Origin of the sequence: Enterobacter quasiroggenkampii (assembly GCF_043972695.1) — a bacterium.
Lineage (GTDB): Bacteria > Pseudomonadota > Gammaproteobacteria > Enterobacterales > Enterobacteriaceae > Enterobacter > Enterobacter quasiroggenkampii.
The window spans coordinates 1,840,009-1,864,228 of record NZ_CP143745.1 but is presented as its reverse complement, the minus strand read 5'-3'; the positions used below and the strand labels follow the sequence as shown (position 1 = coordinate 1,864,228).

General features: G+C 54.0%; 27 protein-coding genes. 19 read left to right on the top strand and 8 right to left on the bottom strand.

All coding sequences use genetic code 11. The annotated features are described in order from the left end of the window. The first annotated feature begins 12 nt into the window (after positions 1-12). The 13 genes from lptE to lipA all read left to right on the top strand — a co-directional run bounded on the left by lptE (position 13) and on the right by lipA (position 12,378). Positions 13-582 carry an LPS assembly lipoprotein LptE gene (lptE, locus tag V1572_RS08885; protein WP_008501042.1) on the top strand — a complete coding sequence of 190 codons (570 nt, stop codon included), beginning with the start codon at positions 13-15 and terminating at the stop codon, positions 580-582. After that, positions 582-1,613: a DNA polymerase III subunit delta gene (gene holA, locus V1572_RS08880; RefSeq protein ID WP_048026955.1), complete on the top strand. Its 1,032-nt coding sequence runs from the start codon at positions 582-584 to the stop codon at positions 1,611-1,613. Before lptE ends, holA begins: the two co-directional genes overlap by 1 nt. After that, positions 1,606-2,271 carry a nicotinate-nucleotide adenylyltransferase gene (nadD, locus tag V1572_RS08875; protein WP_025912714.1) on the top strand — a complete coding sequence of 222 codons (666 nt, stop codon included), beginning with the start codon at positions 1,606-1,608 and terminating at the stop codon, positions 2,269-2,271. Before holA ends, nadD begins: the two co-directional genes overlap by 8 nt. Before the next feature lie 269 nt (positions 2,272-2,540). Next, positions 2,541-2,858 carry a ribosome silencing factor gene (gene rsfS, locus V1572_RS08870; RefSeq protein ID WP_023334893.1) on the top strand — a complete coding sequence of 106 codons (318 nt, stop codon included), beginning with the start codon at positions 2,541-2,543 and terminating at the stop codon, positions 2,856-2,858. Between the two features lie 3 nt (positions 2,859-2,861). After that, positions 2,862-3,329 carry a 23S rRNA (pseudouridine(1915)-N(3))-methyltransferase RlmH gene (rlmH, locus tag V1572_RS08865; protein WP_163330467.1) on the top strand — a complete coding sequence of 156 codons (468 nt, stop codon included), beginning with the start codon at positions 2,862-2,864 and terminating at the stop codon, positions 3,327-3,329. Positions 3,330-3,357: 28 nt separating this feature from the next. Further along, complete coding sequence (gene mrdA, locus V1572_RS08860) at positions 3,358-5,259, top strand: peptidoglycan DD-transpeptidase MrdA (RefSeq protein ID WP_008501038.1); 1,902 nt, start codon at positions 3,358-3,360, stop codon at positions 5,257-5,259. A 2-nt stretch (positions 5,260-5,261) separates the two neighbouring features. Continuing rightward, positions 5,262-6,374: a peptidoglycan glycosyltransferase MrdB gene (gene mrdB, locus V1572_RS08855; RefSeq protein WP_008501037.1), complete on the top strand. Its 1,113-nt coding sequence runs from the start codon at positions 5,262-5,264 to the stop codon at positions 6,372-6,374. A gap of 16 nt (positions 6,375-6,390) precedes the next feature. After that, on the top strand, positions 6,391-7,503 hold the full coding sequence (gene rlpA, locus V1572_RS08850) for an endolytic peptidoglycan transglycosylase RlpA (RefSeq protein WP_048026954.1): 1,113 nt from the start codon (positions 6,391-6,393) through the stop codon (positions 7,501-7,503). A 139-nt stretch (positions 7,504-7,642) separates the two neighbouring features. Beyond that, positions 7,643-8,854 (top strand): D-alanyl-D-alanine carboxypeptidase DacA, encoded by a 1,212-nt coding sequence (gene dacA, locus V1572_RS08845; RefSeq protein WP_008501035.1) that lies wholly within the window; start codon positions 7,643-7,645, stop codon positions 8,852-8,854. Positions 8,855-8,960: 106 nt separating this feature from the next. Beyond that, positions 8,961-9,224, top strand: coding sequence for a DUF493 family protein YbeD (ybeD, locus tag V1572_RS08840; RefSeq protein ID WP_003858718.1), 264 nt, complete (start codon positions 8,961-8,963; stop codon positions 9,222-9,224). Positions 9,225-9,318: 94 nt separating this feature from the next. Beyond that, a complete protein-coding gene (lipB, locus tag V1572_RS08835; RefSeq protein WP_248220961.1) occupies positions 9,319-9,960 on the top strand; it encodes a lipoyl(octanoyl) transferase LipB in 642 nt (213 codons plus the stop codon). Positions 9,961-10,251: 291 nt separating this feature from the next. Then, a complete protein-coding gene (locus V1572_RS08830; protein ID WP_395299880.1) occupies positions 10,252-11,205 on the top strand; it encodes a YbeF family transcriptional regulator in 954 nt (317 codons plus the stop codon). Positions 11,206-11,412: 207 nt separating this feature from the next. Continuing rightward, positions 11,413-12,378, top strand: a complete 966-nt coding sequence (lipA, locus tag V1572_RS08825) for a lipoyl synthase (RefSeq protein ID WP_013097595.1) — start codon at positions 11,413-11,415, stop codon at positions 12,376-12,378. Positions 12,379-12,459: 81 nt separating this feature from the next. Here the strand turns inward: lipA and tatE are convergent, their stop codons facing one another. Then, complete coding sequence (gene tatE / locus V1572_RS08820) at positions 12,460-12,663, bottom strand: twin-arginine translocase subunit TatE (RefSeq protein ID WP_023310742.1); 204 nt, start codon at positions 12,661-12,663, stop codon at positions 12,460-12,462. 125 nt (positions 12,664-12,788) lie between these two features. After that, complete coding sequence (locus V1572_RS08815) at positions 12,789-13,577, bottom strand: deaminated glutathione amidase (protein ID WP_045909594.1); 789 nt, start codon at positions 13,575-13,577, stop codon at positions 12,789-12,791. A 67-nt stretch (positions 13,578-13,644) separates the two neighbouring features. Between V1572_RS08815 and crcB the strand changes: the two genes are divergently transcribed. Beyond that, positions 13,645-14,028 carry a fluoride efflux transporter CrcB gene (crcB, locus tag V1572_RS08810; protein ID WP_024907010.1) on the top strand — a complete coding sequence of 128 codons (384 nt, stop codon included), beginning with the start codon at positions 13,645-13,647 and terminating at the stop codon, positions 14,026-14,028. Positions 14,029-14,247: 219 nt separating this feature from the next. Here the strand turns inward: crcB and cspE are convergent, their stop codons facing one another. Together cspE and pagP are read right to left on the bottom strand one after the other, a co-directional pair. Continuing rightward, positions 14,248-14,457, bottom strand: coding sequence for a transcription antiterminator/RNA stability regulator CspE (gene cspE / locus V1572_RS08805; RefSeq protein ID WP_002439184.1), 210 nt, complete (start codon positions 14,455-14,457; stop codon positions 14,248-14,250). Between the two features lie 190 nt (positions 14,458-14,647). After that, positions 14,648-15,265: a lipid IV(A) palmitoyltransferase PagP gene (gene pagP / locus V1572_RS08800; protein ID WP_080474221.1), complete on the bottom strand. Its 618-nt coding sequence runs from the start codon at positions 15,263-15,265 to the stop codon at positions 14,648-14,650. Positions 15,266-15,660: 395 nt separating this feature from the next. Here pagP and dcuC point away from each other — a divergent pair, with 395 nt between their 5' ends. Together dcuC and rna are read left to right on the top strand one after the other, a co-directional pair. Further along, the gene (gene dcuC / locus V1572_RS08795) at positions 15,661-17,028 is read left to right on the top strand and encodes an anaerobic C4-dicarboxylate transporter DcuC (RefSeq protein ID WP_048026951.1); all 1,368 of its coding nucleotides are present in this window, start codon (positions 15,661-15,663) and stop codon (positions 17,026-17,028) included. Between the two features lie 94 nt (positions 17,029-17,122). Next, positions 17,123-17,932, top strand: a complete 810-nt coding sequence (gene rna / locus V1572_RS08790) for a ribonuclease I (protein ID WP_048226076.1) — start codon at positions 17,123-17,125, stop codon at positions 17,930-17,932. Here rna and V1572_RS08785 read toward each other — a convergent pair. After that, on the bottom strand, positions 17,926-18,543 hold the full coding sequence (locus V1572_RS08785; protein ID WP_048226075.1) for a flavin reductase family protein: 618 nt from the start codon (positions 18,541-18,543) through the stop codon (positions 17,926-17,928). The genes rna and V1572_RS08785 overlap by 7 nt on opposite strands. A 245-nt stretch (positions 18,544-18,788) precedes the next feature. Between V1572_RS08785 and rnk the strand changes: the two genes are divergently transcribed. Next, positions 18,789-19,199 carry a nucleoside diphosphate kinase regulator gene (rnk, locus tag V1572_RS08780; RefSeq protein ID WP_045261020.1) on the top strand — a complete coding sequence of 137 codons (411 nt, stop codon included), beginning with the start codon at positions 18,789-18,791 and terminating at the stop codon, positions 19,197-19,199. A gap of 139 nt (positions 19,200-19,338) precedes the next feature. Then, on the top strand, positions 19,339-19,428 hold the full coding sequence (gene yldA, locus V1572_RS08775; RefSeq protein ID WP_008501020.1) for a small membrane protein YldA: 90 nt from the start codon (positions 19,339-19,341) through the stop codon (positions 19,426-19,428). Between the two features lie 10 nt (positions 19,429-19,438). Here yldA and V1572_RS08770 read toward each other — a convergent pair whose 3' ends face one another. Next, positions 19,439-20,677: a zinc-dependent alcohol dehydrogenase gene (locus tag V1572_RS08770; RefSeq protein WP_045909599.1), complete on the bottom strand. Its 1,239-nt coding sequence runs from the start codon at positions 20,675-20,677 to the stop codon at positions 19,439-19,441. Positions 20,678-20,857: 180 nt separating this feature from the next. Between V1572_RS08770 and uspG the strand changes: the two genes are divergently transcribed. Beyond that, the gene (gene uspG / locus V1572_RS08765) at positions 20,858-21,286 is read left to right on the top strand and encodes a universal stress protein UspG (protein WP_023310731.1); all 429 of its coding nucleotides are present in this window, start codon (positions 20,858-20,860) and stop codon (positions 21,284-21,286) included. 60 nt (positions 21,287-21,346) lie between these two features. On the opposite strand, the gene ahpF is transcribed toward uspG, so the two are convergent. Continuing rightward, positions 21,347-22,912, bottom strand: coding sequence for an alkyl hydroperoxide reductase subunit F (ahpF, locus tag V1572_RS08760; RefSeq protein WP_045909600.1), 1,566 nt, complete (start codon positions 22,910-22,912; stop codon positions 21,347-21,349). Positions 22,913-23,099: 187 nt separating this feature from the next. After that, complete coding sequence (gene ahpC / locus V1572_RS08755) at positions 23,100-23,663, bottom strand: alkyl hydroperoxide reductase subunit C (RefSeq protein ID WP_008501015.1); 564 nt, start codon at positions 23,661-23,663, stop codon at positions 23,100-23,102. Positions 23,664-24,220: the final 557 nt, after the last annotated feature.

Here is a 24,220-nt window from a genome sequence, read left to right as displayed (position 1 = left end):
GCGGGAGGAAACGTGCGACAACTGGCAACAATACTCTTATCTCTGGCGGTGCTTGTCACCGCTGGCTGTGGCTGGCACCTGCGCAATACCACGGCGGTGCCTGCTCAGATGAAAACCATGATCTTTGATTCCGGGGATCCGAATGGTCCACTCAGCCGGGCAATTCGCAATCAGCTTCGCCTCAACGGCGTTGAGCTTGTTGAGAAACAGACGCTGCGTCAGGATGTGCCGTCTCTGCGTGTGACAGGAAGTGGTCTGTCGAGAGATACCGCGTCTATCTTCCAGGATGGCCGTACCGCAGAGTATCAAATGGTGTTGACGGTCAACGCGGCAGTTCTGATCCCGGGTAAAGACATCTATCCGATCAGCACGAAAGTGTACCGTTCGTTCTTCGATAACCCGCAGACGGCGCTGGCAAAAGATGCCGAACAGCAGATTATCATCAACGAAATGTACGACAAGGCGGCGGAACAGCTGATCCGTAAACTGCCAAGTATTGCAGCGTCAACCAAACAAGGATCTGACATTGTTGATAAACCGGTTGATGGCACGCTTCCTGCTGCTAACTCTCTGGGTAAATGATGATCAGGCTGTATCCTGAACAACTCCGCGCGCAGCTCAATGAAGGGCTGCGCGCGGCGTATCTGCTTCTTGGAAACGATCCGTTATTGCTTCAGGAAAGCCTGGATGCCGTGCGGCATGCCGCCGCCGCGCAGGGTTTTGATGAACATCACACCGTCCAGCTGGATAACAACACCGACTGGAACGCCCTCTTCTCGCTCTGTCAGGCGATGAGCCTGTTCGCATCGCGCCAGACAATTCAGATCCTGCTGCCGGAGAACGGCCCTAACGCGGCGATAAACGAGCAGCTCGCTACGCTGGTCAGCCTCTTACACAGCGATCTGCTCCTTATTGTGCGTGGCAACAAGCTGACCAAAGCGCAGGAAAACGCGGCCTGGTTTACCCAACTCGCGACCCATGCGGTGCTGGTCACCTGTCAGACGCCTGAGCAGGCACATCTGCCTAAATGGGTCGCCGCGAGAGCGAAACAGCACAACCTTCAGCTGGATGACGCGGCAAATCAGCTGCTTTGCTACTGCTATGAAGGTAACCTGCTGGCCCTGGCGCAGGCGCTTGACAGACTCTCCCTGCTCTGGCCGGACGGCAAGCTGACCTTGCCGCGCGTCGAGCAGGCCGTTAACGACGCGGCGCACTTCACGCCGTTCCACTGGGTGGACGCGCTGCTGTCGGCAAAAAGTAAACGCGCCCTGCATATTCTGCAGCAGCTGCGCCTCGAAGGCAGCGAACCGGTTATTCTGCTGCGAACCCTGCAGCGCGAATTACTGCTGCTGATTACGCTCAAGCGTCAGTCTGCCCATACGCCTTTGCGTTCGCTGTTTGATAAACACCGGGTGTGGCAAAATCGCCGGGCTTTGACCACCGAGGCCATCAACCGCCTGAGTCATGAACAGCTTCGCCAGGCGGTACAGCTTCTGATGCGCGCCGAGCTTACGCTAAAGCAAGATTACGGCCAGTCGGTCTGGGCGGAGCTGGAAAGCCTTTCTCTGCTGCTCTGCCACAAGGCGCTGGCAGACGTTTTTATTGATGGATAGTATGCATTCTTTACAGGCCCTGTATGGCGGCACCTTCGACCCGGTACACTACGGGCATCTGAAGCCGGTTGAAATTCTGGCGAATCTGATCGGCCTTCAGCGCGTTACCATCATGCCCAATAATGTCCCGCCCCACCGTCCGCAGCCCGAGGCGACCAGCGAGCAGCGAAAAGAGATGCTTGCCCTGGCCATCGCAGATAAGCCACTCTTCCGGCTTGACGAGCGTGAGCTGCGTCGCGACACACCCTCCTGGACCTCGCAGACGCTTCAGGAGTGGCGCGCAGAACAGGGGCCAGACCAGCCGCTGGCTTTTATCATCGGTCAGGATTCCCTGCTGAACTTCCCCACATGGCATAAATATGAAACCATTCTGGAGAACAGCCATCTGCTCGTCTGCCGCCGTCCTGGCTATCCGCTGACCATGCGCGAAGCGCAGTACCAGCAGTGGCTGGAAGATCATCTCACCGCCAATGTTGAAGATCTCCACAATCAGCCTGCCGGGAAGATTTATCTGGCGGAAACGCCGTGGTTCGATATCTCTGCGACCCTCATTCGCGAGCGTTTACAGCAGGGTTTAGCATGTGACGATCTGCTCCCCGCACCGGTGCTGGCCTATATCCATACGCACGGTTTGTATCAGAAAAGCGCAGATGAATAGCGGGAAGGCATAAAAAGCGGCTTATTGTTTATCCTGCCTTGACAGGGTAAGCCATACTGTTATTCTCCGCTGCCAGACTTTCCCGCCAGTCATTGCTTTACAGAAATTGTTTTACAAAAATGGCGATGCAATCTCAGGCGGAGGGTGGGATGATACCCGCCTTCAAAAGCCCGGCCGGAGACATTTGTCCCGACACAGGCATGAGTTCAGGTATACTGCCTGGCTACGAATTCAAAGTTTTACAATCTCATTCACCCCAGGGGGAAAACTTGCAGGGTAAAGCACTCCAGGATTTTGTTATTGACAAAATTGATGACCTGAAAGGTCAGGACATCATCGCGATTGACGTGAAGGGTAAATCCAGTATTACCGACTGCATGATTATCTGCACCGGTACGTCCACGCGTCATGTTGTTTCGATTGCCGATCACGTGGTTCAGGAATCGCGTGCAGCAGGGCTGTTACCGCTGGGTGTTGAAGGCGAAGCGACGGCTGACTGGGTGGTTGTCGATCTCGGCGATGTGATTGTCCACGTCATGCAGGACGAGAGCCGTCGCCTGTATGAACTGGAAAAACTCTGGGGTTAATGCGTGAAGTTGCAGCTGGTCGCCGTCGGCACCAAAATGCCGGACTGGGTACAAACCGGTTTTACTGAATATCTGCGCCGTTTTCCAAAAGACATGTCGTTCGAACTGGTGGAAATTCCCGCCGGTAAGCGCGGCAAGAACGCCGATATCAAACGTATTCTCGATAAAGAGGGCGAACTGATGCTGGCTGCCGCAGGCAAGAACCGCATCGTCACCCTCGATATTCCAGGAAAACCCTGGGATACGCCGCAGCTGGCGCACGAACTGGAGCGCTGGAAGCAGGATGGTCGTGACGTCAGTCTGTTGATTGGCGGGCCTGAAGGGTTATCCCCTGCCTGCAAAGCGGCAGCAGAACAAAGTTGGTCCCTCTCCGCGCTGACGCTTCCCCACCCGCTCGTTCGGGTACTGGTGGCAGAAAGCCTGTATCGCGCGTGGAGCATTACTACCAACCACCCCTATCACCGCGAGTAATGACTGACCAGGGTAGATTAAGCAGCGGATGAAACTACAGAATTCTTTTCGCGACTATACGGCTGAGTCCGCGCTGTTTGTGCGCCGGGCGCTGGTCGCCTTCACCGGGATTTTGCTGCTTACCGGCGTGCTGATCGCCAACCTTTATAATCTGCAAATTGTCCGCTTTACCGATTACCAGACGCGTTCCAACGAAAACCGTATCAAGCTGGTACCTATCGCACCCAGCCGCGGCATTATTTACGATCGTAACGGCACCCCGCTGGCGTTAAACCGCACCATCTATCAAATCGAGATGATGCCGGAAAAAGTCGATAATGTTCAGGATACACTGGAAGCGCTGAAAAGCGTTGTTGACCTTAACGACGACGATATCGCCGCCTTTAAAAAAGAACGCGCCCGCTCACACCGATTCACCTCCATTCCGGTTAAAACCAACCTGACGGAAGTCCAGGTGGCCCGCTTTGCGGTGAACCAGTACCGTTTCCCTGGCGTGGAAGTAAAAGGTTACAAGCGTCGCTACTACCCCTACGGCTCCGCGCTGACGCATGTGATTGGCTACGTCTCCAAGATTAACGACAAAGACGTCGACCGCCTCGATAAAGACGGCAAGCTGGCGAACTACGCCGCAACGCATGATATCGGTAAGCTGGGCATTGAACGCTACTACGAAGATGTCCTGCACGGGCAAACCGGCTATGAAGAGGTTGAGGTTAATAACCGTGGCCGCGTGATTCGCCAGCTTAAAGAGGTACCGCCGCAGGCGGGGCATGACGTCTATCTGACTCTCGACCTTAAGCTGCAGCAGTATATTGAAACCCTGCTAGCGGGCAGTCGTGCAGCCGTTGTGGTCACAGATCCTCGAACCGGCGGCATCCTGGCGATGGTGTCAATGCCAAGCTATGACCCGAACCTGTTTGTTGACGGCATTTCCAGTAAAGACTACTCCGGTCTGCTGAATGACCCCAACACGCCGCTGGTGAACCGCGCGACGCAAGGGGTTTACCCACCGGCATCAACGGTTAAACCGTACGTGGCGGTCTCTGCACTGAGTGCTGGCGTCATCAACCGCAATACCAGCCTGTTTGACCCGGGCTGGTGGCAGCTGCCGGGTTCGGATAAGCGCTATCGCGACTGGAAAAAATGGGGCCACGGTCATCTGAACGTCACCAAATCGCTGGAGGAGTCTGCGGATACCTTCTTCTATCAGGTGGCCTATGACATGGGGATCGACCGCCTGTCAGAGTGGATGAGCAAATTCGGCTACGGACACTACACCGGCGTTGACCTTGCGGAAGAACGCTCCGGCAACATGCCGACGCGCGAATGGAAGCTGAAGCGCTTTAAAAAGCCGTGGTATCAGGGCGATACCATTCCGGTGGGTATCGGTCAGGGCTACTGGACGGCAACGCCGCTTCAGATGAACAAAGCCATGATGATCCTCATCAATGACGGCGTGGTGAAAGTGCCGCATCTGCTGCAGAGTACGGTTGAAGACGGCAAAAAAGTGCCGTGGAACCAGCCGCACGAAGCCCCAGTGGGTGACATTCATTCCGGCTTCTGGGAAATCGCGAAAGACGGTATGTACGGCGTGGCAAACCGCCCGAACGGTACCGCACACAAGTATTTCGCCGGGACGCCGTACAAAGTGGCGGCGAAGTCCGGTACTGCGCAGGTATTTGGCCTGAAAGCCAACGAAACCTATAACGCGCACCGCATTGCCGAACGTCTGCGTGACCATAAGCTGATGACGGCGTTTGCCCCTTATGACAACCCGCAGGTCGCGGTGGCAATGATTCTGGAGAACGGCGGTGCCGGGCCTGCAGTAGGGACCATCATGCGCCAGATCCTTGACCACATCATGCTGGGTGATAACAACACCGAACTGCCGGCTGAAAACCCGGCCGCCGCTGCGGCGGAGGACCAATAATCATGACGGATAATCCAAATAAAAAATCGCTGTGGGACAAAATCCACATCGACCCAGCCATGCTGCTGATCCTGCTGGCTCTGCTGGTTTACAGTGCGCTGGTTATCTGGAGCGCCAGCGGCCAGGACATCGGGATGATGGAGCGCAAAATCGGCCAGATCGCCATGGGCCTGATCATTATGGTGGTGATGGCGCAGATCCCGCCGCGCGTTTACGAAGGCTGGGCGCCCTATCTCTACATCTTCTGTATTATTTTGCTGGTTGCGGTCGATGCGTTTGGTGCCATTTCAAAAGGGGCGCAGCGCTGGCTGGATTTGGGTATTGTCCGCTTCCAGCCCTCGGAGATTGCCAAAATCGCCGTGCCACTGATGGTGGCACGCTTTATCAACCGCGACGTCTGTCCGCCGTCTCTGAAGAATACCGCCATCGCGCTGGTGCTGATTTTCCTGCCAACGCTGCTGGTTGCGGCACAGCCTGACCTTGGCACCTCAATCCTTATCGCGCTCTCCGGTCTGTTTGTCCTCTTCCTGTCGGGCCTGAGCTGGCGCCTGATTGGTATCGCGGTGGTGCTGATAGCGGCGTTCATCCCTATTCTCTGGTTCTTCCTGATGCACGATTACCAGCGCCAGCGCGTCATGATGCTGCTCGATCCGGAAACCGATCCGCTGGGCGCGGGCTATCATATTATTCAGTCCAAGATTGCGATTGGCTCCGGCGGCCTGCGCGGGAAAGGCTGGCTGCACGGTACGCAGTCGCAGCTGGAATTTTTACCGGAACGCCACACCGACTTTATCTTTGCCGTACTGGCGGAAGAGCTGGGGCTGGTGGGTATCTTAATACTCCTGGCGCTATACGTTCTGCTGATCATGCGGGGATTGTGGATTGCAGCACGCGCGCAAACGACCTTTGGTCGCGTCATGGCTGGCGGGTTGATGCTGATTTTATTCGTTTATGTCTTCGTAAATATTGGTATGGTGAGTGGTATTCTGCCGGTGGTAGGCGTACCGCTGCCGCTGGTGAGTTACGGGGGCTCGGCACTGATCGTGTTGATGGCCGGGTTTGGTATCGTGATGTCGATCCATACCCACAGAAAAATGTTGTCAAAAAGCGTATAAAAATAAGGGGATCGGAATGCGTAAGCAGTGGCTGGGGATCTGCATTGCGGCAAGTTTACTTGCGGCCTGCACAAGTGATGATGGTCAGCAACAGGCAACCGTCGCGCCGCCGCAGCCTGCGGTGTGTAATGGCCCAATCGTTGAAATCAGCGGTGCCGATCCCGTTTATGAACCGCTGAATGCCAGTGCCAATCAGGATTACGAGCGCGACGGCAAAAGCTATAAAATTGTTCAGGATCCTTCCCGTTTCAGTCAGGCGGGCTTTGCCGCCATTTACGATGCCGAGCCAGGCAGTAACCTGACGGCCTCCGGGGAGACGTTCGACCCGATGCAGCTGACGGCGGCACACCCAACGCTGCCGATCCCGAGCTACGCCCGCATCACCAACCTGGCAAACGGCCGTATGATTGTCGTGCGTATCAACGACCGCGGCCCGTACGGAAATGACCGGGTGATCTCCCTGTCTCGCGCGTCAGCCGATCGTCTGAATACCTCAAACAACACCAAAGTCCGTATTGACCCGATTATCGTGGCACAGGATGGTTCGCTGTCCGGGCCAGGTACCGCGTGTACGACGGTGGCGAAACAGACCTATGCCCTGCCCGACCGCCCAAATCTTGACGGCGGAATGGGCAGCGTCTCTTCTCCGGCCGAGCCTGCTCAGCCGGGGGGAGAAATACGCCCAATCAGCAATGACACGCTGCAAAGCGACGATTCAACGGGCGCACCGGTAAAGAGTAGCGGCTTTCTTGGCGCACCGACGACCTTAGCCTCGGGCGTGCTGGAAGGCAGTGAGCCTACCCCAGCCCCCGCTCCCGTTGCTACGCCAGCGACCCAGTCGGCTCCCGTAACGGCGCCCGCGGCCACGCAAAGTGCAGCGGTGACGGCTCCAACAGCGGCCAGCGGCAGCTATGTGGTTCAGGTCGGCGCAGTGAGCGATCAGGCCCGGGCCAAACAGTATCAACAGCGTCTGAGCCAGCAGTTTGGCGTACCAGGACGCGTTGAGCAGAACGGTGCGGTCTGGCGCATTCAGATGGGGCCGTTTGCCAGCAAATCGCAGGCAGCCTCCCTGCAGCAGCGTCTGCAGAATGAAGCTCAGCTTCAGTCATTTATCGCTGTTGCGAAATAATTAACCGGCGGTATCCGAATTGTCAGTTTGTGTAAAACACATTCACAAACTCATGCTTAAAGTCGGATGCCTGCCTGAATAGCATTTGCTATAGTAAGGCACTTTTTTTAATTCCATCACGGATGTCGTAGTTCTGACCATGAAGACCACTTTTTCTGCTCGTTTTGTGCAGCGCATGGCGCTGACCACGGCCCTTTGCGCGGCTGCGCTCTCTGCAGCTCACGCCGATGACCTGAATATCAAGACCATGATCCCTGGCGTTCCGCAAATCGACGCGGAATCCTACATCCTGATCGATTACAACTCTGGCAAAGTGCTGGCAGAACAGAATGCCGATGCCCGCCGTGACCCGGCCAGCCTGACCAAAATGATGACCAGCTACGTTATCGGCCAGGCGATGAAGGCAGGTAAATTCAAAGAAACGGATCTGGTCACCATCGGTAACGATGCGTGGGCGACCGGGAACCCGGTCTTTAAAGGTTCCTCTCTGATGTTCCTGAAACCGGGTATGCAGGTTCCTGTTTCCCAGCTGATTCGCGGTATCAACCTGCAGTCGGGTAACGATGCCTGCGTGGCGATGGCCGATTTCGCCGCCGGTAGCCAGGATGCTTTCGTGGGCCTGATGAACAGCTACGTGAACGCACTGGGTCTGAAAAACAGCCATTTCCAGACCGTACACGGCCTGGACGCAGACGGTCAGTACAGCTCCGCACGTGATATGGCGCTGATTGGTCAGGCGCTGATCCGCGATGTCCCTAATGAGTACTCTATCTATAAAGAGAAAGAGTTCACCTTCAACGGTATCCGTCAGACCAACCGTAACGGCCTGCTGTGGGATAACAGCCTGAACGTTGACGGCATCAAAACCGGTCACACCGACAAAGCGGGCTACAACCTGGTCGCCTCCGCCACTGAAGGCCAGATGCGTCTGATCTCTGCCGTGATGGGGGGTCGCACCTTTAAAGGCCGTGAAACAGAAAGCAAGAAGCTGCTGACCTGGGGCTTCCGTTTCTTCGAAACCGTGAATCCACTGAAAGCAGGCAAAGAGTTTGCGTCTGAACCCGTCTGGTTCGGTGACAACGACCGTGCTTCTCTCGGCGTTGATAAAGACCTGTACCTGACCATTCCGCGCGGTCGTATGAAGGATCTGAAAGCCAGCTACGTACTGAACAGTACCGAGCTGCACGCCCCGCTGCAGAAAAACCAGGTTGTGGGTACCATCAACTTCCAGCTGGATGGTAAAACGATCGATCAGCGTCCGCTGGTGGTCCTGCAAGAAATTCCTGAAGGCAATTTCTTCGGCAAAATCATTGATTACATTAAATTGATGTTCCACCACTGGTTTGGTTAAAAATCGAACACTTGAAAGTGTGATTTTGATCCCCATATACTAAGTATCCTGATAACTCCCACCTGACGTGGGAGTTATTATTTTTTGACGTTACGCCGGAGCTGACATGAAAACCAAACTTAACGAACTGCTTGAATTCCCTACCCCATTTACCTACAAAGTAATGGGTCTGGCGAAACCTGAGCTGGTTGATCAGGTGGTTGAAGTGGTACAGCGCCATGCGCCGGGTGACTACTCTCCGTCAGTAAAACCAAGCAGCAAGGGCAACTACCACTCGGTTTCTATTACCATCACTGCGACACACATTGAGCAGGTTGAGACGCTGTACGAAGAGCTCGGCAATATCGAAATCGTTCGTATGGTGCTGTAGTCCCTTTGCGGTTACCCGGTTTGTCGGGTAACCCCTCTCCCCGCTGTGATATACTCCCGCATACCTTTTGTCCCTCGTCTTCGGAGACGCAGTTTTGTATCAGGATAAAATTCTGGTCCGTCACCTCGGGCTGCAACCTTACGAGCCTGTCTCCCAGGCTATGCATGACTTCACCGATTCACGCGATGATACAACCCCCGATGAGATCTGGCTGGTCGAACACCTGCCGGTCTTTACGCAGGGTCAGGCGGGTAAAGCAGAACATTTATTAATGACGGGCGATATCCCGGTTATCCAGAGCGATCGCGGCGGCCAGGTCACGTACCATGGGCCCGGGCAGCAGGTGATGTACGTCCTGCTCAATCTGAAGCGCAGAAAGCTGGGCGTCCGTGACCTGGTTACCCTACTGGAACAAACCGTCGTCAACACGCTGGCGGAATATGGTATTGATGCGCATCCGCGTGCCGATGCGCCTGGGGTTTACGTTGGGGAAATGAAGATCTGCTCTCTGGGGCTGCGTATTCGTAAAGGCTGCTCATTCCACGGCCTGGCATTGAATATTAATATGGATCTTGCCCCTTTCCAGCGCATAAACCCCTGCGGCTACGCCGGTATGGAAATGACGCAAGTGCGCCAGTGGGTTGAAACCGCTACGCCAGACACTATTCGTCCCGTGCTTTTGAAGAACGTGTTAGCACTACTTAACAATCCCCCGCACGAATATATCCCTGCTTAATATATCCTACAACAGGGCTCGCTAATTTGGCGGGCCACCGTTTATTTACCGTTTTTGCACTTTACAATAATCCACAGATTCTATATTTTCGAAGCGCCCGAATATTACCGCTACATATTATTTAGCCTCCAGCAAGCACGGCAAACACGGCATAAGTAACGTGAGCAATTATCACACAAGTGTTTGCTTTTGATAAACAAGTGAAACAAAACCAACACTTTACGAATCTCTACAAGCATAATAAATAAATTCAACTATCATTCATATTGTGAATGTATACGGAGTGAAAGCGTGGAGTATAATAATTTACCAGCCAAACGACTGAATGAACCTGGTGGCGAAGACAAGCCGCAAATTTTTCGGACTTTACGTAATATTGATCTCAATTTACTGACTATTTTTGAGGCAGTATATGTCCATAAGGGTATCGTTAACGCTGCGAAAATTCTTAATCTCACGCCATCAGCAATTAGCCAGTCCATCCAAAAGCTACGCGCTATATTTCCTGACCCGTTATTTATCCGTAAGGGTCAGGGGGTAACGCCGACGGCCTACGCCACGCATCTCCATGAGTACATCAGCCAGGGGTTGGAGTCGATTCTGGGCGCACTGGATTTAACCGGGAGCTACGATAAGCAGAGAACCATCACCATCGGCTGTTCCCCTTCGGTGGGTGTGCTGGTCATGCCTGCGATCTTCCAGGCCGTGAAAGAGCATGCTCCGCAGCTCCTGCTTCGCAATGTGCCTCTCCATGAACCTGACGTTCAGCTTGCCCAGTTCCAGACGGACCTGATTATTGAAAGCGGCAGCTTCAGCGCCAGAGCGCTGGGGCAAAATGTGCTTTATACGGACAACCTGGTACTGGTTTGCCGGCAGCAGCATCCGGTTCTCAGCGAACCGCTGACCCTCGAAAACCTGCGCAACTACGACCACTCGTCTTTTATGACCGAAGGGCAATCTAACCATGCCCTTCGTCAGCGTATTGATGAAATTTTCCCGGAACGTCAGATCAGCTTCAGCAGTTACAATATGTTCACCACCGCCTCTCTGATCGGCAGCAGCGATATGCTGTGCGTGATGCCATCACGCCTGTATAACCTGCTCCAGAAGTGCTGGCCGCTGGACAGCATTCCCCTCAGTCAGCTTAATGCGGAATCAGTTGAGATTTCACTGCATTACAACAAGCTGAGTTTGCGCGATCCGGTCCTGGAAAACGTCATCCGCATTATCCGTCAGGCCTTCTGACAGGTTGAGCCAGCATAAGCCCCTGTGACAGGCAGGGCAAAAGGCACAAAACAACAACTATTTTACAAATTGGCGATCTGGCAGGCTGCTTTAACGACCGTTTCAATGATATACTGCCTGTCGTTCGTTCAAAAATAGTTGATAAATACAACATTCCCTTGAATTGAAACGCTTTCCTTCGATATTCGCAACTGGAACACGCACGCTATGAGTAAACCCATTGTGATGGAACGCGGTGTTAAATACCGCGATGCCGATAAAATGGCCCTTATCCCGGTTAAAAACGTGGCTACAGAGCGCGAGGCGCTGTTAAGAAAACCGGAATGGATGAAAATCAAACTTCCGGCCGACTCTTCGCGTATCCAGGGGATCAAAGCGGCGATGCGCAAGAATGGCCTTCACTCCGTTTGTGAAGAAGCCTCTTGTCCGAACCTTGCTGAATGTTTCAATCACGGTACCGCGACGTTTATGATTCTGGGTGCTATCTGTACCCGCCGCTGCCCGTTCTGCGATGTTGCTCATGGCCGTCCGGTCGCACCTGATGCTAACGAACCTCAGAAGCTGGCGCAGACTATCGCCGACATGGCGCTGCGCTATGTGGTTATCACGTCCGTTGACCGTGACGATCTGCGCGACGGCGGAGCGCAGCACTTCGCTGACTGTATTACGGCCATTCGCGAGAAAAGCCCAAACATCAAAATCGAGACGCTGGTGCCTGACTTCCGCGGCCGTATGGACCGTGCGCTGGATATCCTGACCGCGACGCCACCGGATGTGTTTAACCACAACCTGGAGAACGTGCCGCGTCTCTATCGTCAGGTGCGCCCGGGCGCTGACTATAACTGGTCTCTGAAACTGCTGGAGCGTTTCAAAGAAGCGCATCCGCATATTCCGACCAAGTCAGGCCTGATGGTGGGTCTGGGTGAAACTAACGATGAAATCATCGAGGTGATGCGCGATCTTCGCCGCCACGGTGTGACCATGCTGACCCTGGGCCAGTATCTGCAGCCAAGCCGTCACCACCTGCCTGTACAGCGCTACGTGAGCCCGGACGAGTTTGATGAAATGAAAGCCGAAGCGATGGCGATGGGCTTCACCCACGCAGCCTGCGGCCCATTCGTTCGCTCCTCATACCATGCCGATATGCAGGCTAAAGGCGAAGAAGTTAAATAAAGCTGTAATATTCATTTACAGTAATACAAAAAAACCGGCCTCATGAGCCGGTTTTTTTTCGCATGCCCTCAGGCGTTGCTGTCACTCTTTGTGAGAAAGCTTATCTGCCGGGACGTCATCCTCAGCGCTTTTCTTCGCGGCTGCATCATCGTCGTTCATCGCTTTCTTAAAGCCTTTGATGGCAGCCCCCAGGTCACCACCCAGCGTGCGTAACTTCTTGGTACCAAACAGCAGGACGACCAGTGCGGCAACCACCAGCAGTTTGGTAATACTAATCTCACCCATAGATACCTTCTTTACTTAAAACAGGCTGCATTCAGCGCCAAAACCTGATTGTATTAACGGTCATTTAGCGCGTGCACACAATAGCAATCTGTAACAAGGTGAATCAAGCATTGTTGAAAAAAACATCACAATAATTGCGGTGGCGCAAACCGACGATTGCGAAGAACAGGTAATTGCTGACGTGCAAGCGCAATTCTGTCTATGTTTATCTCCGCCACCAGCAAATCCGGCGCTTCCGCAGCGGCGGCAATCGTCACACCCAGCGGATCGACCACCCTGCTTTGCCCGATGTTTTTCGTGCCGCACTCTCCTGCAGCAACAACATAGCAGGTGGTATCCAGCGCGCGTGCCGCCAGCAGCGTTGCCCAGTGGTGCTCTTTTAACGGTCCTTTGACCCACGCGGCAGGGAGTACCAGTACGTCCGCCCCTTGCAGCGCCAGATGGAGCGCCAGCTCCGGAAAACGCAGGTCATAGCACGTCATCAGCCCGATCTTGAATCCGTCAATCTCCAGAAGCGGTGGGATACTGTCTCCGGGGTCAACGCGCCGCGACTCCTGAATGCTGAACGCATCATAGAGATGGAGCTTGGCGTAACGTGCGACAATGGCTCCGCCGCGAATCGCCACCAGCGTATTCACTGCACGGCCCGGCGTGGAGGGAACATGGATCGTTAAGATCGTCGTCATCGTATTGCCCATGCTCTGGGCAAGCAGTTGCTGTAAAAATTCACCGTCCAGCGGTTGCGCGGACTTCACCGATAAATCCGGATCATTATCATCCCTGGCCAGCAGCGCCTCGGGGAGCACCAGCAGCGATGCGCCTTTCTGCCGGGCCTGCATCATCAGGTTGACGCATGTTATCGCGTTCGCCTGCCAGTCTGGCGTGACCGCAAATTGCCCTACCGCAACATACATATTTGTCCCCTCATCATAAACGGCGTTAAACTCGCTTCTCTTACACATCAAATAGCAGGTATTTAGCGTGTTACAACTACTTTTAGCCGTTTTTATTGGTGGGGGAACGGGTAGCGTTGCGCGATGGTTTCTGAGTATGCGGTTTAACCCGCTGCATCAGGCGATTCCCATGGGGACACTGGCTGCAAACCTGATTGGTGCCTTTATCATTGGCATGGGGCTGGCCTGGTTTAACCGAATGACGCACATTGACCCAATGTGGAAAGTCCTGATTACCACCGGATTCTGCGGCGGATTAACCACCTTTTCGACGTTCTCTGCGGAAGTGGTGTTTCTCTTTCAGGAAGGCCGTATCGGCTGGGCGCTGGCAAATATCGCAATTAACATGCTCGGCTCGTTTGCGATGACGGGGATCGCATTTTGGCTCTTTTCCTCCGCAAGCACGCATTAACAGACGGACCGTTAATGTTGGCTTAATTTTTCTCTGTCACTCTGAGTGCAGTACTGAACGAGGGTGACAGAATGAAACAGAGTCTGATGAGCGCAGGCATGGTGTTGTTGAGCATGCTGATCGTTGCAAGCTTCCTGAAAATGTATCTGCTTGGCTGATTCAAAACGAAAAAAACCCGCTCAATGAGCGGGTTTTGAAATTCTTGCTGACGCGTCTGAATTACAGAGCGATTACGTTAGCAGCAGAAGGGCCTTTGGCACCGTTAGTGATTTCGAACTCTACACGCTGACCTTCAGCCAGAGTTTTGAAACCATTAGACTGGATTGCAGAGAAGTGTACGAACACGTCTTTGCTGCCATCTTCAGGAGTAATGAAACCGAATCCTTTGGACTCATTAAACCACTTAACGTTACCTTTAATCTTAGACATCAAAATTACCTTTACATTAAAAAACGACACAAATGCTGTGTCGGTTACCAGTACATCAATTGTGAGACCTTTTGTCCAGCGGATCTTTGATAAAAAGTGACTAAAGTCGCGTTAATTTTCACTGGCCGATTTTTATCGTTTATGAATCAACGCCTGCACGTTTTTTCACCAGACTATGACGTTTTTTCAGTTAAAACTGAAAACGCATCCAGGCGAAGTAAACGTTACCGTTGTTATACGTGCCCGGAATGTAGGTCATCTGGAACGTTGCGGGACCGTAGCCGATAGAAGCCAAAGGCAGCAGCACCGGGATCGGAATGTAATTCCAGTTGTCACGCGCGGTGACCCCCGCGGTGTAGCCTAACCCAACATGAAAGTTCTCGTCGGCTAGCGGGCGCCAGGTTTTCTCCCAGCCGTAGCCTCCGATCGGCTCCCATTTATTAAAGGAGTCTTTAAAGGCCATCAGATAGATGCCATGCCAGTTTCCCTTTTCATCCCAGCGCGACTGACCAAAACCCGCGCCCCACGGACGCTCGTTGTATTTATCGGTCTTCTCTTTGTCATATGCAAAACGCGCATGCCACGTTATTGCCGGAACATAGAGATCATAATGTTCCGGCGACGTCCAGGTCTGGGAGACATTATCCGTAAAGGTTGAGAACCATCCTTTATCCGTCGCGTTGTCCTCTGCCTGTGCAACAGAAGAAAACGTTAACTGCCCAAAAATAAACAATAAAATTGAGAAAAATGTATTACGTACGATCACAATGCAATTACCATTCTTAGTATTCGAGGCAAAGTTTACCATAAAATAGTTGAATCAAAGCTTAACGGCATCAGCGTTATTCCTAATTATTCGGCCTTTTTCCGGGAATATTCTTAATAAAACCGGACAGTAAGGTCGAATAAGCACATACAGGGTGGGCCTTTAGCCTGTTTCACCTTCTTTATCAGTAGCATGCCGCATTATACAAAATATTAACAATCTGTTATCATTGTAAGGACATATTGCGCTATTTCTGACGGTCAAGACCCGCATGGCATAAATGTATGAGCCATGGCAAAAACACGGTTGTTCTGCTCTCTAGTCGTCTGTTTATTGATTTTAATCAGCAAGAACAGGCCATTTATTCGGCACATTTTCATCCTTCTTTTTTTTATTGATTTTTTGTGCTCCATAGCAGCAGAGATACAGGGGAAATCATGCTTACGTTATTCGAGCTCCTTATTGGAGTCGTCGTCATTGTCGGTGTCGCACGCTACATCATTAAAGGCTACTCGGCCACGGGCGTATTATTTGTTGGCGGTTTAACGCTGCTGATTATCAGCGCACTGATGGGGCATCAGGTGTTGCCTGCCAGCGCAACCAGCACCGGTTACACCGCCACCGATATTGTGGAATATATTAAAATATTGCTCATGAGCCGCGGCGGTGACCTGGGCATGATGATCATGATGCTGTGCGGTTTTGCGGCCTACATGACTCATATCGGCGCCAACGACATGGTCGTTAAGCTTGCCTCCAAACCCCTGCAATACATCAACTCGCCGTATCTGCTGATGGTCGCCGCCTATTTCCTCGCCTGCCTGATGTCACTGGCCGTTTCGTCGGCTACCGGACTTGGCGTACTGCTGATGGCCACGCTGTTCCCGGTCATGGTGAACGTCGGTATCAGCCGCGGCGCGGCAGCAGCCATTTGCGCGTCTCCGGCTGCGATTATTCTCTCTCCGACCTCCGGCGACGTCGTGCTGGCGGCAAAGGCTGCGGAGATGTCGCTCATCGACTTCGCCTTTAAAACCACGCTGCCGATCTCCATTGTTGCCATTGTCGGCATGGGTATCGCGCATTTCTTCTGGCAGCGCTATCTCGATAAGAAAGAAAACATCAGCCATGAAATGATGGACGTGAGTGAAATCACCACCACCGCTCCCGCGTTTTATGCCATTCTGCCCTTCACGCCGATTATTGGGGTGCTGATTTTTGACGGCAAATGGGGCCCGCAGCTGCACATTATCACCATTCTGGTGATCTGCATGCTGCTGGCTGCCGTGCTGGAATTTGTGCGTGGTTTTAACACGCAAAAGGTGTTCTCGGGTCTGGAAGTGGCCTATCGCGGCATGGCGGATGCCTTCGCTGGCGTGGTGATGCTGCTGGTGGCAGCGGGCGTTTTTGCTCAGGGTCTGAGCACCATCGGCTTTATCCAGAGCCTGATCTCTATCGCCACCTCGTTCGGATCGGCCAGTATTATCCTGATGCTGGTCCTGGTGGTACTCACCATGCTGGCGGCGATGACCACCGGTTCCGGTAATGCGCCTTTCTACGCTTTCGTTGAGATGATCCCGAAACTGGCTCACTCCTCCGGTATTAACCCTGCCTATCTCTCCATTCCCATGCTGCAGGCGTCAAACCTGGGCCGTACCATCTCCCCGGTATCAGGCGTGGTGGTTGCCGTTGCCGGGATGGCAAAAATCTCCCCATTCGAAGTGGTAAAACGCACCTCCGTACCCGTTCTGGTTGGGCTAATTATCGTAATTATCGCCACGGAGGTGCTGGTTCCCGGCGCAGCCTAACCTAAATTAGGGATATCCAGAAAGCGCCTGCGGGCGCTTTTTGTGCTTTAATAACCCCCAGAAATTAATCACGCTCATTCGATCAGGAAATCATATGTTCAGGAAGGATATTGTTATCCCGTCCGGCGCAATCGCGCTTGCACTCTGTGTCTTCTCCACACAGGCAGAACCGCTCAAGGCAACCCAGTATGGCGATTTCGATCGCTATGTGCTGGCTCTGTCCTGGCAAACCGGGTTTTGCCAGAGCATGGTCGAGCGCAACCGCAATGAACCTGACGAATGTCGCCTGCAAAAAGAGCGCGAAAATAAAGCCGATTTTCTGACCGTTCACGGGTTATGGCCCGGCCTGCCGAAATCCATTGCCGCACGCGGGGTAGATGAGCGTCGCTGGATGCGTTTTGGTTGCGCCACGCGCCCCATTCCGAACATGCCGGAAGTGAAGGCCAGCCGCAAATGCGAAGCTGCCGAAACCGGGCTGTCGCTTTCCGCTGCCGCAAAGCTCAACGACGTGATGCCGGGCGCGGGCGGTAACTCCTGCCTGGAGCGTTACGAATACGCTAAACATGGCGTCTGCTTTGGTTTCGATCCCGATGCCTATTTCGGCACGATGGTGCGGATGAATCAGGAAATTAAAAACAGTGCGGTCGGTAAATTCCTTGCCGGTCACTACGGGAAAACCGTCACTCGCAGCGATTTTGACAGTGCCGTGGCCAGGAGCTGGGGCAACGAGAACGTCAAAGCGTTCAAGCTGACCTGCAGCGGCAACCCGGCTTATCTGACCGAGATGCAGATTTCGCTGAAGGCAGACACCATTAACAACCCGCTTTCTGCGACCTCATTTGCCCCGCAGCCACATCCGGGTAACTGCGGTAAACAATTTGTGATTGATAAAGCCGGCTACTGATCCACCGTTGGGCGCACCATATCAAACCGGTTTTCATCGCTGATGCCATAGTACGCCGTCGGCCCACCCGCACGCAGGATGGGCTGCGCTTTCGCCGTCTGGTATATCCCCTCTTCCAGCAGCGTTTCGGCAATATGGATACCGACCACTTCCCCCAGCACCAGCCACGTGTCCACCGGCGTACCGTCAGCCCCCGTCAGCTGAATGCACTGCGACAGGCGACACTCAAAATTCACCGGGCTTTCTGCAACGCGAGGGGCGTTCACCAGCTGGCTGGCCGCTGGCGTGAGCCCGGCAAAGCTAAATTCATCCCGATCGTGGGGAAGCATCGCGGAGGTTTGATTCATCGCCTGGGCAAGATCGCGCGTTGCCAGATTCCAGACAAACTCTTTTGTCTCAGTAATATTACGCACGCTGTCCTTCCAGCCGTTGCTGGAAAAGCCGATGATCGGTGGGCGATAGTTAAAGCAGTTAAAGAAGCTGTACGGTGCGAGATTCAGCTGACCGGCCTTATCGCATGAGGAGATCCAGCCTATCGGACGCGGACCAATAATGGCGTTCAGCGGGTCATGCGGGAGGCCGTGTCCCTGAGACGGTTGATAGAAGTACATAATTCTCTCTCGTTGGCGGGCAACGCCCGGATTCAGGACACTCAGCGTAACGTATTCCGCCAGGAATGAAGACTGAATAAATTTCAGCAAAATTCATATGGCCCATGAATGTGACTTTCATCACTTCAAACTTGCGCGCTCAGCCAGTATCATCGGGAGAGTTAAACCCTCGCTGCCAGACGGCGAGGGTTTTCTTTTGGATCAGTTTCTGCGTAAGACGCAGCATTAACGACATGGAGTAAAAAATGTCCAGACCTACCATTATCATCAATGAGCTCGACGCAGAACGTATCGACAGGCTGCTGGAAAAAGCGGAGTTCGCCTCGCTCCCCGTGGCCGACGCCCTGAATGAGGAGCTCGACCGGGCACAGATGTGCACGCCTGAGACGATGCCGCATAACGTGGTCACCATGAACAGCCAGGTGAAATTCCGCAACCTGACCACCGGTGAAGAGTTGACCCGTACGCTGGTTTACCCCGCTCAGATGACCGACAGCAGCGCACAGCTTTCTGTTCTGGCCCCTGTGGGTGCCGCACTGCTGGGGCTGCGTACGGGGGATACGATCCACTGGGAATTGCCGGGCGGTGCCTCGACCCATCTGGAAGTGCTGGAGCTGCTCTACCAGCCAGAAGCCGCGGGCGATTACCTGCGTTAATCTCTTCTGAATAAGCGCCTACCCGCTTTGCACAGAGGATGCAGCCGCATCCTCTTTCCGCAAATTCACCCGATTTTCCTATACCGCGCAAAATGGCCTTAATCCACGCTTAATCTGTTTTGGTGCCGCGGGGACGGTCATGAGTGAGATAGGCGTTATCACACTTATCTTTCTGATTTTTGTGGCGATTATCGTCACGGCCGTGCTCTATCTTGAACGCCACTGGTAAGCGAACATTCTCAGGCCACCCCACCCGGGAAGGCATTCACCAGGCCCTTAACGGTCTGCTCTGCGGCTTCGGGCGTGTCTGCGCCCGGGACCAGAATCACCTTCCGGCACTCCTCCTCCCGTTTTTCGAAAATCTTATAGGCGCGCTCCGCATCCGCAAGGGGGAGATAGTGGGTCACGATCTCTTCCGGCGTAAGCAGCCCTTTTTCGATCAGCGGTAACAGTTCACCCAGCCAGGCATGGACGTGCGTCTGGCCCATCTTAAACGTCAGCCCCTTATCAAAGGCATCGCCAAACAGGAAGCCATGGATAAACCCTGCGTATACGCCGGGTACGCTGACCACCCCGCCGCGCCGCACGGCAGCAATGCACTGACGCAACGCTTTGCCGCTGCTGCCTTCAATTTTAAGATTGCTGAGGATCGTTTCCGTGGTGCTGCCTTTCGCTTCAAACCCGACCGCATCAATCACAGCGTCAACGCCGCGCTGGCCCGCGGTCTGCTCGATGATTTTTTCCGCGGCGTCGTTATCATCATCAAAGTTGATGGGAATTGCGCCGTATCGTGCCTCGGCAAATCGCAACCGGTACGGATGATGATCGATGACAAAGATCTGCTCAGCCCCCAGCAGCCGCGCGCAGGCAATGGTCAGTAGCCCCACCGGCCCGGCGCCGAAAACGGCTACGCTTGAGCCTTTTTCAATCTGTGCATTTTTTGCCGCCTGCCAGGCCGTGGGTAAAATGTCGGACAGGAACAGTGCCTTATCATCAGAAAGAAGCTGCGGGACTTTAAACGGCCCGACGTTCCCCTTTGGCACGCGAACGTATTCCGCCTGTCCCCCCGGCACACCGCCGTAGAGGTGGCTATAGCCAAACAGCGCGGCCGGCGCGGGGATTTGCTTTTTGTTCAGTGCAGCACCCTGCCCGGCGTTGGTATTCTCACAGGCCGCGTATTGCTGCAGACGACAAAAGAAACAGTCTCCGCAGGCGATGACAAAAGGGATCACCACGCGATCCCCTTTTTGCAAATTCTTGACCTCTGCACCGCACTCGACGATTTCCCCCATAAACTCATGGCCAAAAATATCGCCGTGCTGCACCTTCGGGATTTTTCCGCGGTAGAGATGCAAATCGGAGCCGCAGATAGCCGTGGCCGTCACGCGCAGAATGATATCGTCGGGCTGTTCGATGATGGGGTCGGGGACATTCTCGACGCGAACATGGTGTGGACCGTGATACGTAAGTGCTTTCATGCGACCTCCGAAAGGTTCCAGGTAAGTGTATAAGGGTAGCTACCCCTGAAGGTCTGCCCGTGAATACGGTTCTTTTGAGATTTATCCTGGCAAGATAAGAAAACTGACGGGGCGCTTACAGAAACCATGACTATTTTGTGGTTGAATGAGTACAGCGTTTATAAACAAGGAGAAACGGGTATGTATCAGAGAATCATTATGCCGGTTGATGTTTTTGAGATGGAGTTGAGCGACAAGGCCGTACGCCACGCGGAGTTCCTGGCGCAGCAGGACGGGGTCATCCATCTGTTGCACGTGCTCCCGGGCTCCGCCAGCCTGAGCCTGCACCGCTTTGCTGCCGATGTGCGCCGCTTCGAAGAGCATCTGCAGCACGAGGCGGAAACGCGCCTGCAAACCATGGTCAGCCACTTCAGTATCGACCCTTCACGGATCAAAACGCACGTCAGATTCGGCAGCGTACGTGATGCGGTAAATGAACTGGCGAACGAGCTGAAAGCAGACGTGGTGGTCATCGGTTCGCGCAACCCTTCCATTACAACGCATCTGCTGGGATCTAACGCCTCCAGCGTGATCCGCCACACGCATATACCGGTGATGGTCGTCAGATAAAAAAAGAGGCCACCTTTCGGTGGCCTCTCGCTATTGCAGGTGTAGCCTTACTTTCTTTTCTTATGCGGTTTTGGTGCGGATCAGGTAGTCAAACGCGCTCAGAGACGCCTTCGCCCCTTCACCTGTGGCGATAATGATCTGTTTGTACGGCACGGTGGTGCAGTCGCCCGCCGCAAACACGCCCTTCACGCTGGTTTCACACTTCGCATCGATGATGATTTCGCCCATGCGGTTGCGCTCAATCGCGCCTTCCAGCCAGGTGGTGTTTGGCAGCAGACCAATCTGCACGAAGATCCCTGAAAGCTGCACGCTGTGCACGTCGCCACTCACGCGGTCGCGGTATTCCAGACCGGTCACCTTGCTGCCGTCGCCCTTCACTTCCGTGGTCTGCGCGTTCAGTATGATGTCGACGTTTTTCAGGCTGCGAACTTTGTCCTGCAGCACCTGGTCGGCTTTCATTTCTGGCGCGAACTCCAGCAAGGTTACGTGTTCAACAATCCCCGCCAGGTCAATAGCCGCTTCCACGCCGGAGTTTCCGCCGCCGATCACCGCCACGCGCTTGCCTTTGAACAGCGGGCCGTCGCAGTGCGGGCAGTAGGTCACGCCTTTGGTGCGATACTGATCTTCACCCGGGACGTTCATGTTGCGCCATTTCGCCCCGGTGGCAATGATGATGCTGCGTGCTTTCAGCACCGCGCCGGAGGCGGTTTCAATCTGGTGTAACCCCCCCTCAACCGCAGCAGGCACCAGCTTGCTGGCGCTCTGGCTGTCGATCACGTCTACGTCGTAATCGCTGACGTGCGCCTTCAGCGCGCCAGCCAGCTTCTGGCCTTCGGTTTTCGGCACGGAGATATAGTTTTCAATGTCTACGGTATCCAGTACCTGGCCACCGAAGCGCTCGCCCATCAGGCCCGTGCGGATCCCTTTACGCGCGGAGTACACTGCCGCCGCCGCGCCCGCCGGACCGGAACCGACAATCAGCACGTCATAGGCATCACGTTTGTTCAGCGCTTCTGCGGCACGTTTTTCGGCACCGGTATCCACTTTGGCGACGATTTCCGTCAGCGTCATACGACCCTGACCGAATTCCTGACCGTTCAGATACACCGCCGGCACGCCCATCACGTTGCGATCGGTGATTTCATTCTGGAAGGTACCGCCGTCAATTGCCGTGTGCTTGATGCGCGGGTTGAGGACCGACATCAGGTTCAGCGCCTGCACCACGTCCGGACAGTTGTGGCAGGAGAGCGAGTAATAGGTTTCAAACTCAAAATCACCGTCGATATCGCGGATCTGCTCCAGCAGCGCCTGCGCCTCTTTCGACGGATGACCGCCGGTCCACAGCAGCGCCAGCACCAGCGAGGTAAATTCATGCCCCAGCGGCGAGCCGGCAAAACGCGGCCCCAGCTCAGAGCCTGGGTTAGTAATCAGGAAAGAAGGCTTACGGACGTTAAGCGAGTTATCTTCTTTGAAGGTCACTTTTGGCGACAGTTCGGCGATCTCAGCCAGCAGTTCTTTGATCTCTGCCGATTTCGCGCTGTCGTCCAGCGTGGCAATCAGCTCAACGGGTTTAGTCAGTTTCTCAAGGTAGGCCTTGAGCTGGGTTTTCATATTTGTGTCGAGCATTGTTCTTCCCTCTCTTAAGACGTCATCATGCAAGCTGCCTTATGTGGGCGGCCTGAATGCAACTTGCATCATGGTGCTGGAATAACATGGGCGCGGGTGCGCCCATTGATTGCCGGGTGGCACTTCGTTTACCCGGCCTACGATACTGTAGGCCTGTGCAAGCGTAGCGCCGCCAGGCTTTACAGACTTAGATCTTGCCGACCAGGTCCAGAGATGGCGCCAGCGTTGCTTCGCCTTCTTTCCATTTAGCCGGGCACACTTCGCCTGGGTGAGAAGCGACATACTGCGCTGCTTTCACTTTACGCAGCAGGTCAGACGCATCACGGCCGATACCTTCAGCGGTAACTTCGATAGCCTGGATAATGCCCTGCGGGTCAACGACGAAGGTCGCGCGGTCTGCCAGGCCTTCATCTTCACGCATATTGTCGAAGTTACGGGTCAGGGCGCCAGTCGGGTCACCGATCATCGCGTATTTGATTTTGGCGATGGTTTCAGAGCTGCTGTGCCACGCTTTGTGGGTGAAGTGGGTATCGGTAGACACAGAGTAAACGTCTACGCCCAGCTTCTGCAGTTCGTCGTAATGGTCAGCCACGTCGCCCAGTTCGGTCGGGCAAACGAAGGTGAAGTCAGCCGGATAGAAGAAGAAGACGCTCCAGCGACCTTCGGTATCTTTCTCGGTTACTTCGATGAACTCACCGTTTTTGAACGCCTGGTTTTTGAAAGGTTTAATTTTAGTGTTAATCAAAGACATCTGTACTTCCTCCGTGTTTTCGTTGAGATGTAAGGTAACCAACTTTATCCATCGGGGCTAATGCGTATGCTTTATCAAATCAATCAGCCAAACCTTACAACACCAACAAGACAACGTTGTGAACTGAATTAACGGAAAGCCTGAACGTAAAAAGGCCGCCCTGGTGGGCGGCCCTGATACCTGAACTTTCCACAGGAACTTTCAGTGCCAGCCGGGGCTGGCGTTGCGTTGCGCTCTACATACCTTATATCAGGCCGTAACAGCGGTTTGATTACAGCACCGGTTTTCAGTTTGGGCAATCCGTCACGCCGGCATTCCGCCCTATGGCTGCGATAGGTTTTACCGAATAACGCCCGCGTCTGCCCGACATAACGAGAGAATTAATAATGAGAATGGATTGCAATAAGTGGTCAGACTGGTAGCCGGCGCTAAAGTGGCAATAATGCGTCACAGCAAATGTATAACCGGGAGTGCTTATTTGAGAACAACGCCGCACGTTTTAAAGATAAAAATATCTTAATAACGGCTGAAGTTCTATTTCAATAATCCAGCCTCGT

What these genes read in the sequence shown, in the direction of transcription:
- nadD (WP_025912714.1), top strand. Translation starts at nt 1,606, where the DNA reads ATGGATAGTATGCATTCTTTACAGGCCCTGTATGGCGGCACCTTCGAC.
- V1572_RS08770 (WP_045909599.1), bottom strand. Translation starts at nt 20,677, where the DNA reads ATGAAAGCACTTACGTATCACGGTCCACACCATGTTCGCGTCGAGAAT.
- V1572_RS08785 (WP_048226075.1), bottom strand. Translation starts at nt 18,543, where the DNA reads ATGTACTTCTATCAACCGTCTCAGGGACACGGCCTCCCGCATGACCCG.
- tatE (WP_023310742.1), bottom strand. Translation starts at nt 12,663, where the DNA reads ATGGGTGAGATTAGTATTACCAAACTGCTGGTGGTTGCCGCACTGGTC.
- rnk (WP_045261020.1), top strand. Translation starts at nt 18,789, where the DNA reads ATGTCCAGACCTACCATTATCATCAATGAGCTCGACGCAGAACGTATC.
- mrdB (WP_008501037.1), top strand. Translation starts at nt 5,262, where the DNA reads ATGACGGATAATCCAAATAAAAAATCGCTGTGGGACAAAATCCACATC.
- ybeD (WP_003858718.1), top strand. Translation starts at nt 8,961, where the DNA reads ATGAAAACCAAACTTAACGAACTGCTTGAATTCCCTACCCCATTTACC.
- rlpA (WP_048026954.1), top strand. Translation starts at nt 6,391, where the DNA reads ATGCGTAAGCAGTGGCTGGGGATCTGCATTGCGGCAAGTTTACTTGCG.
- rna (WP_048226076.1), top strand. Translation starts at nt 17,123, where the DNA reads ATGTTCAGGAAGGATATTGTTATCCCGTCCGGCGCAATCGCGCTTGCA.
- dacA (WP_008501035.1), top strand. Translation starts at nt 7,643, where the DNA reads ATGAAGACCACTTTTTCTGCTCGTTTTGTGCAGCGCATGGCGCTGACC.
- yldA (WP_008501020.1), top strand. Translation starts at nt 19,339, where the DNA reads ATGAGTGAGATAGGCGTTATCACACTTATCTTTCTGATTTTTGTGGCG.
- holA (WP_048026955.1), top strand. Translation starts at nt 582, where the DNA reads ATGATCAGGCTGTATCCTGAACAACTCCGCGCGCAGCTCAATGAAGGG.
- dcuC (WP_048026951.1), top strand. Translation starts at nt 15,661, where the DNA reads ATGCTTACGTTATTCGAGCTCCTTATTGGAGTCGTCGTCATTGTCGGT.
- ahpC (WP_008501015.1), bottom strand. Translation starts at nt 23,663, where the DNA reads ATGTCTTTGATTAACACTAAAATTAAACCTTTCAAAAACCAGGCGTTC.
- V1572_RS08815 (WP_045909594.1), bottom strand. Translation starts at nt 13,577, where the DNA reads ATGTATGTTGCGGTAGGGCAATTTGCGGTCACGCCAGACTGGCAGGCG.
- uspG (WP_023310731.1), top strand. Translation starts at nt 20,858, where the DNA reads ATGTATCAGAGAATCATTATGCCGGTTGATGTTTTTGAGATGGAGTTG.
- ahpF (WP_045909600.1), bottom strand. Translation starts at nt 22,912, where the DNA reads ATGCTCGACACAAATATGAAAACCCAGCTCAAGGCCTACCTTGAGAAA.
- lipA (WP_013097595.1), top strand. Translation starts at nt 11,413, where the DNA reads ATGAGTAAACCCATTGTGATGGAACGCGGTGTTAAATACCGCGATGCC.
- mrdA (WP_008501038.1), top strand. Translation starts at nt 3,358, where the DNA reads ATGAAACTACAGAATTCTTTTCGCGACTATACGGCTGAGTCCGCGCTG.
- pagP (WP_080474221.1), bottom strand. Translation starts at nt 15,265, where the DNA reads ATGGTAAACTTTGCCTCGAATACTAAGAATGGTAATTGCATTGTGATC.
- cspE (WP_002439184.1), bottom strand. Translation starts at nt 14,457, where the DNA reads ATGTCTAAGATTAAAGGTAACGTTAAGTGGTTTAATGAGTCCAAAGGA.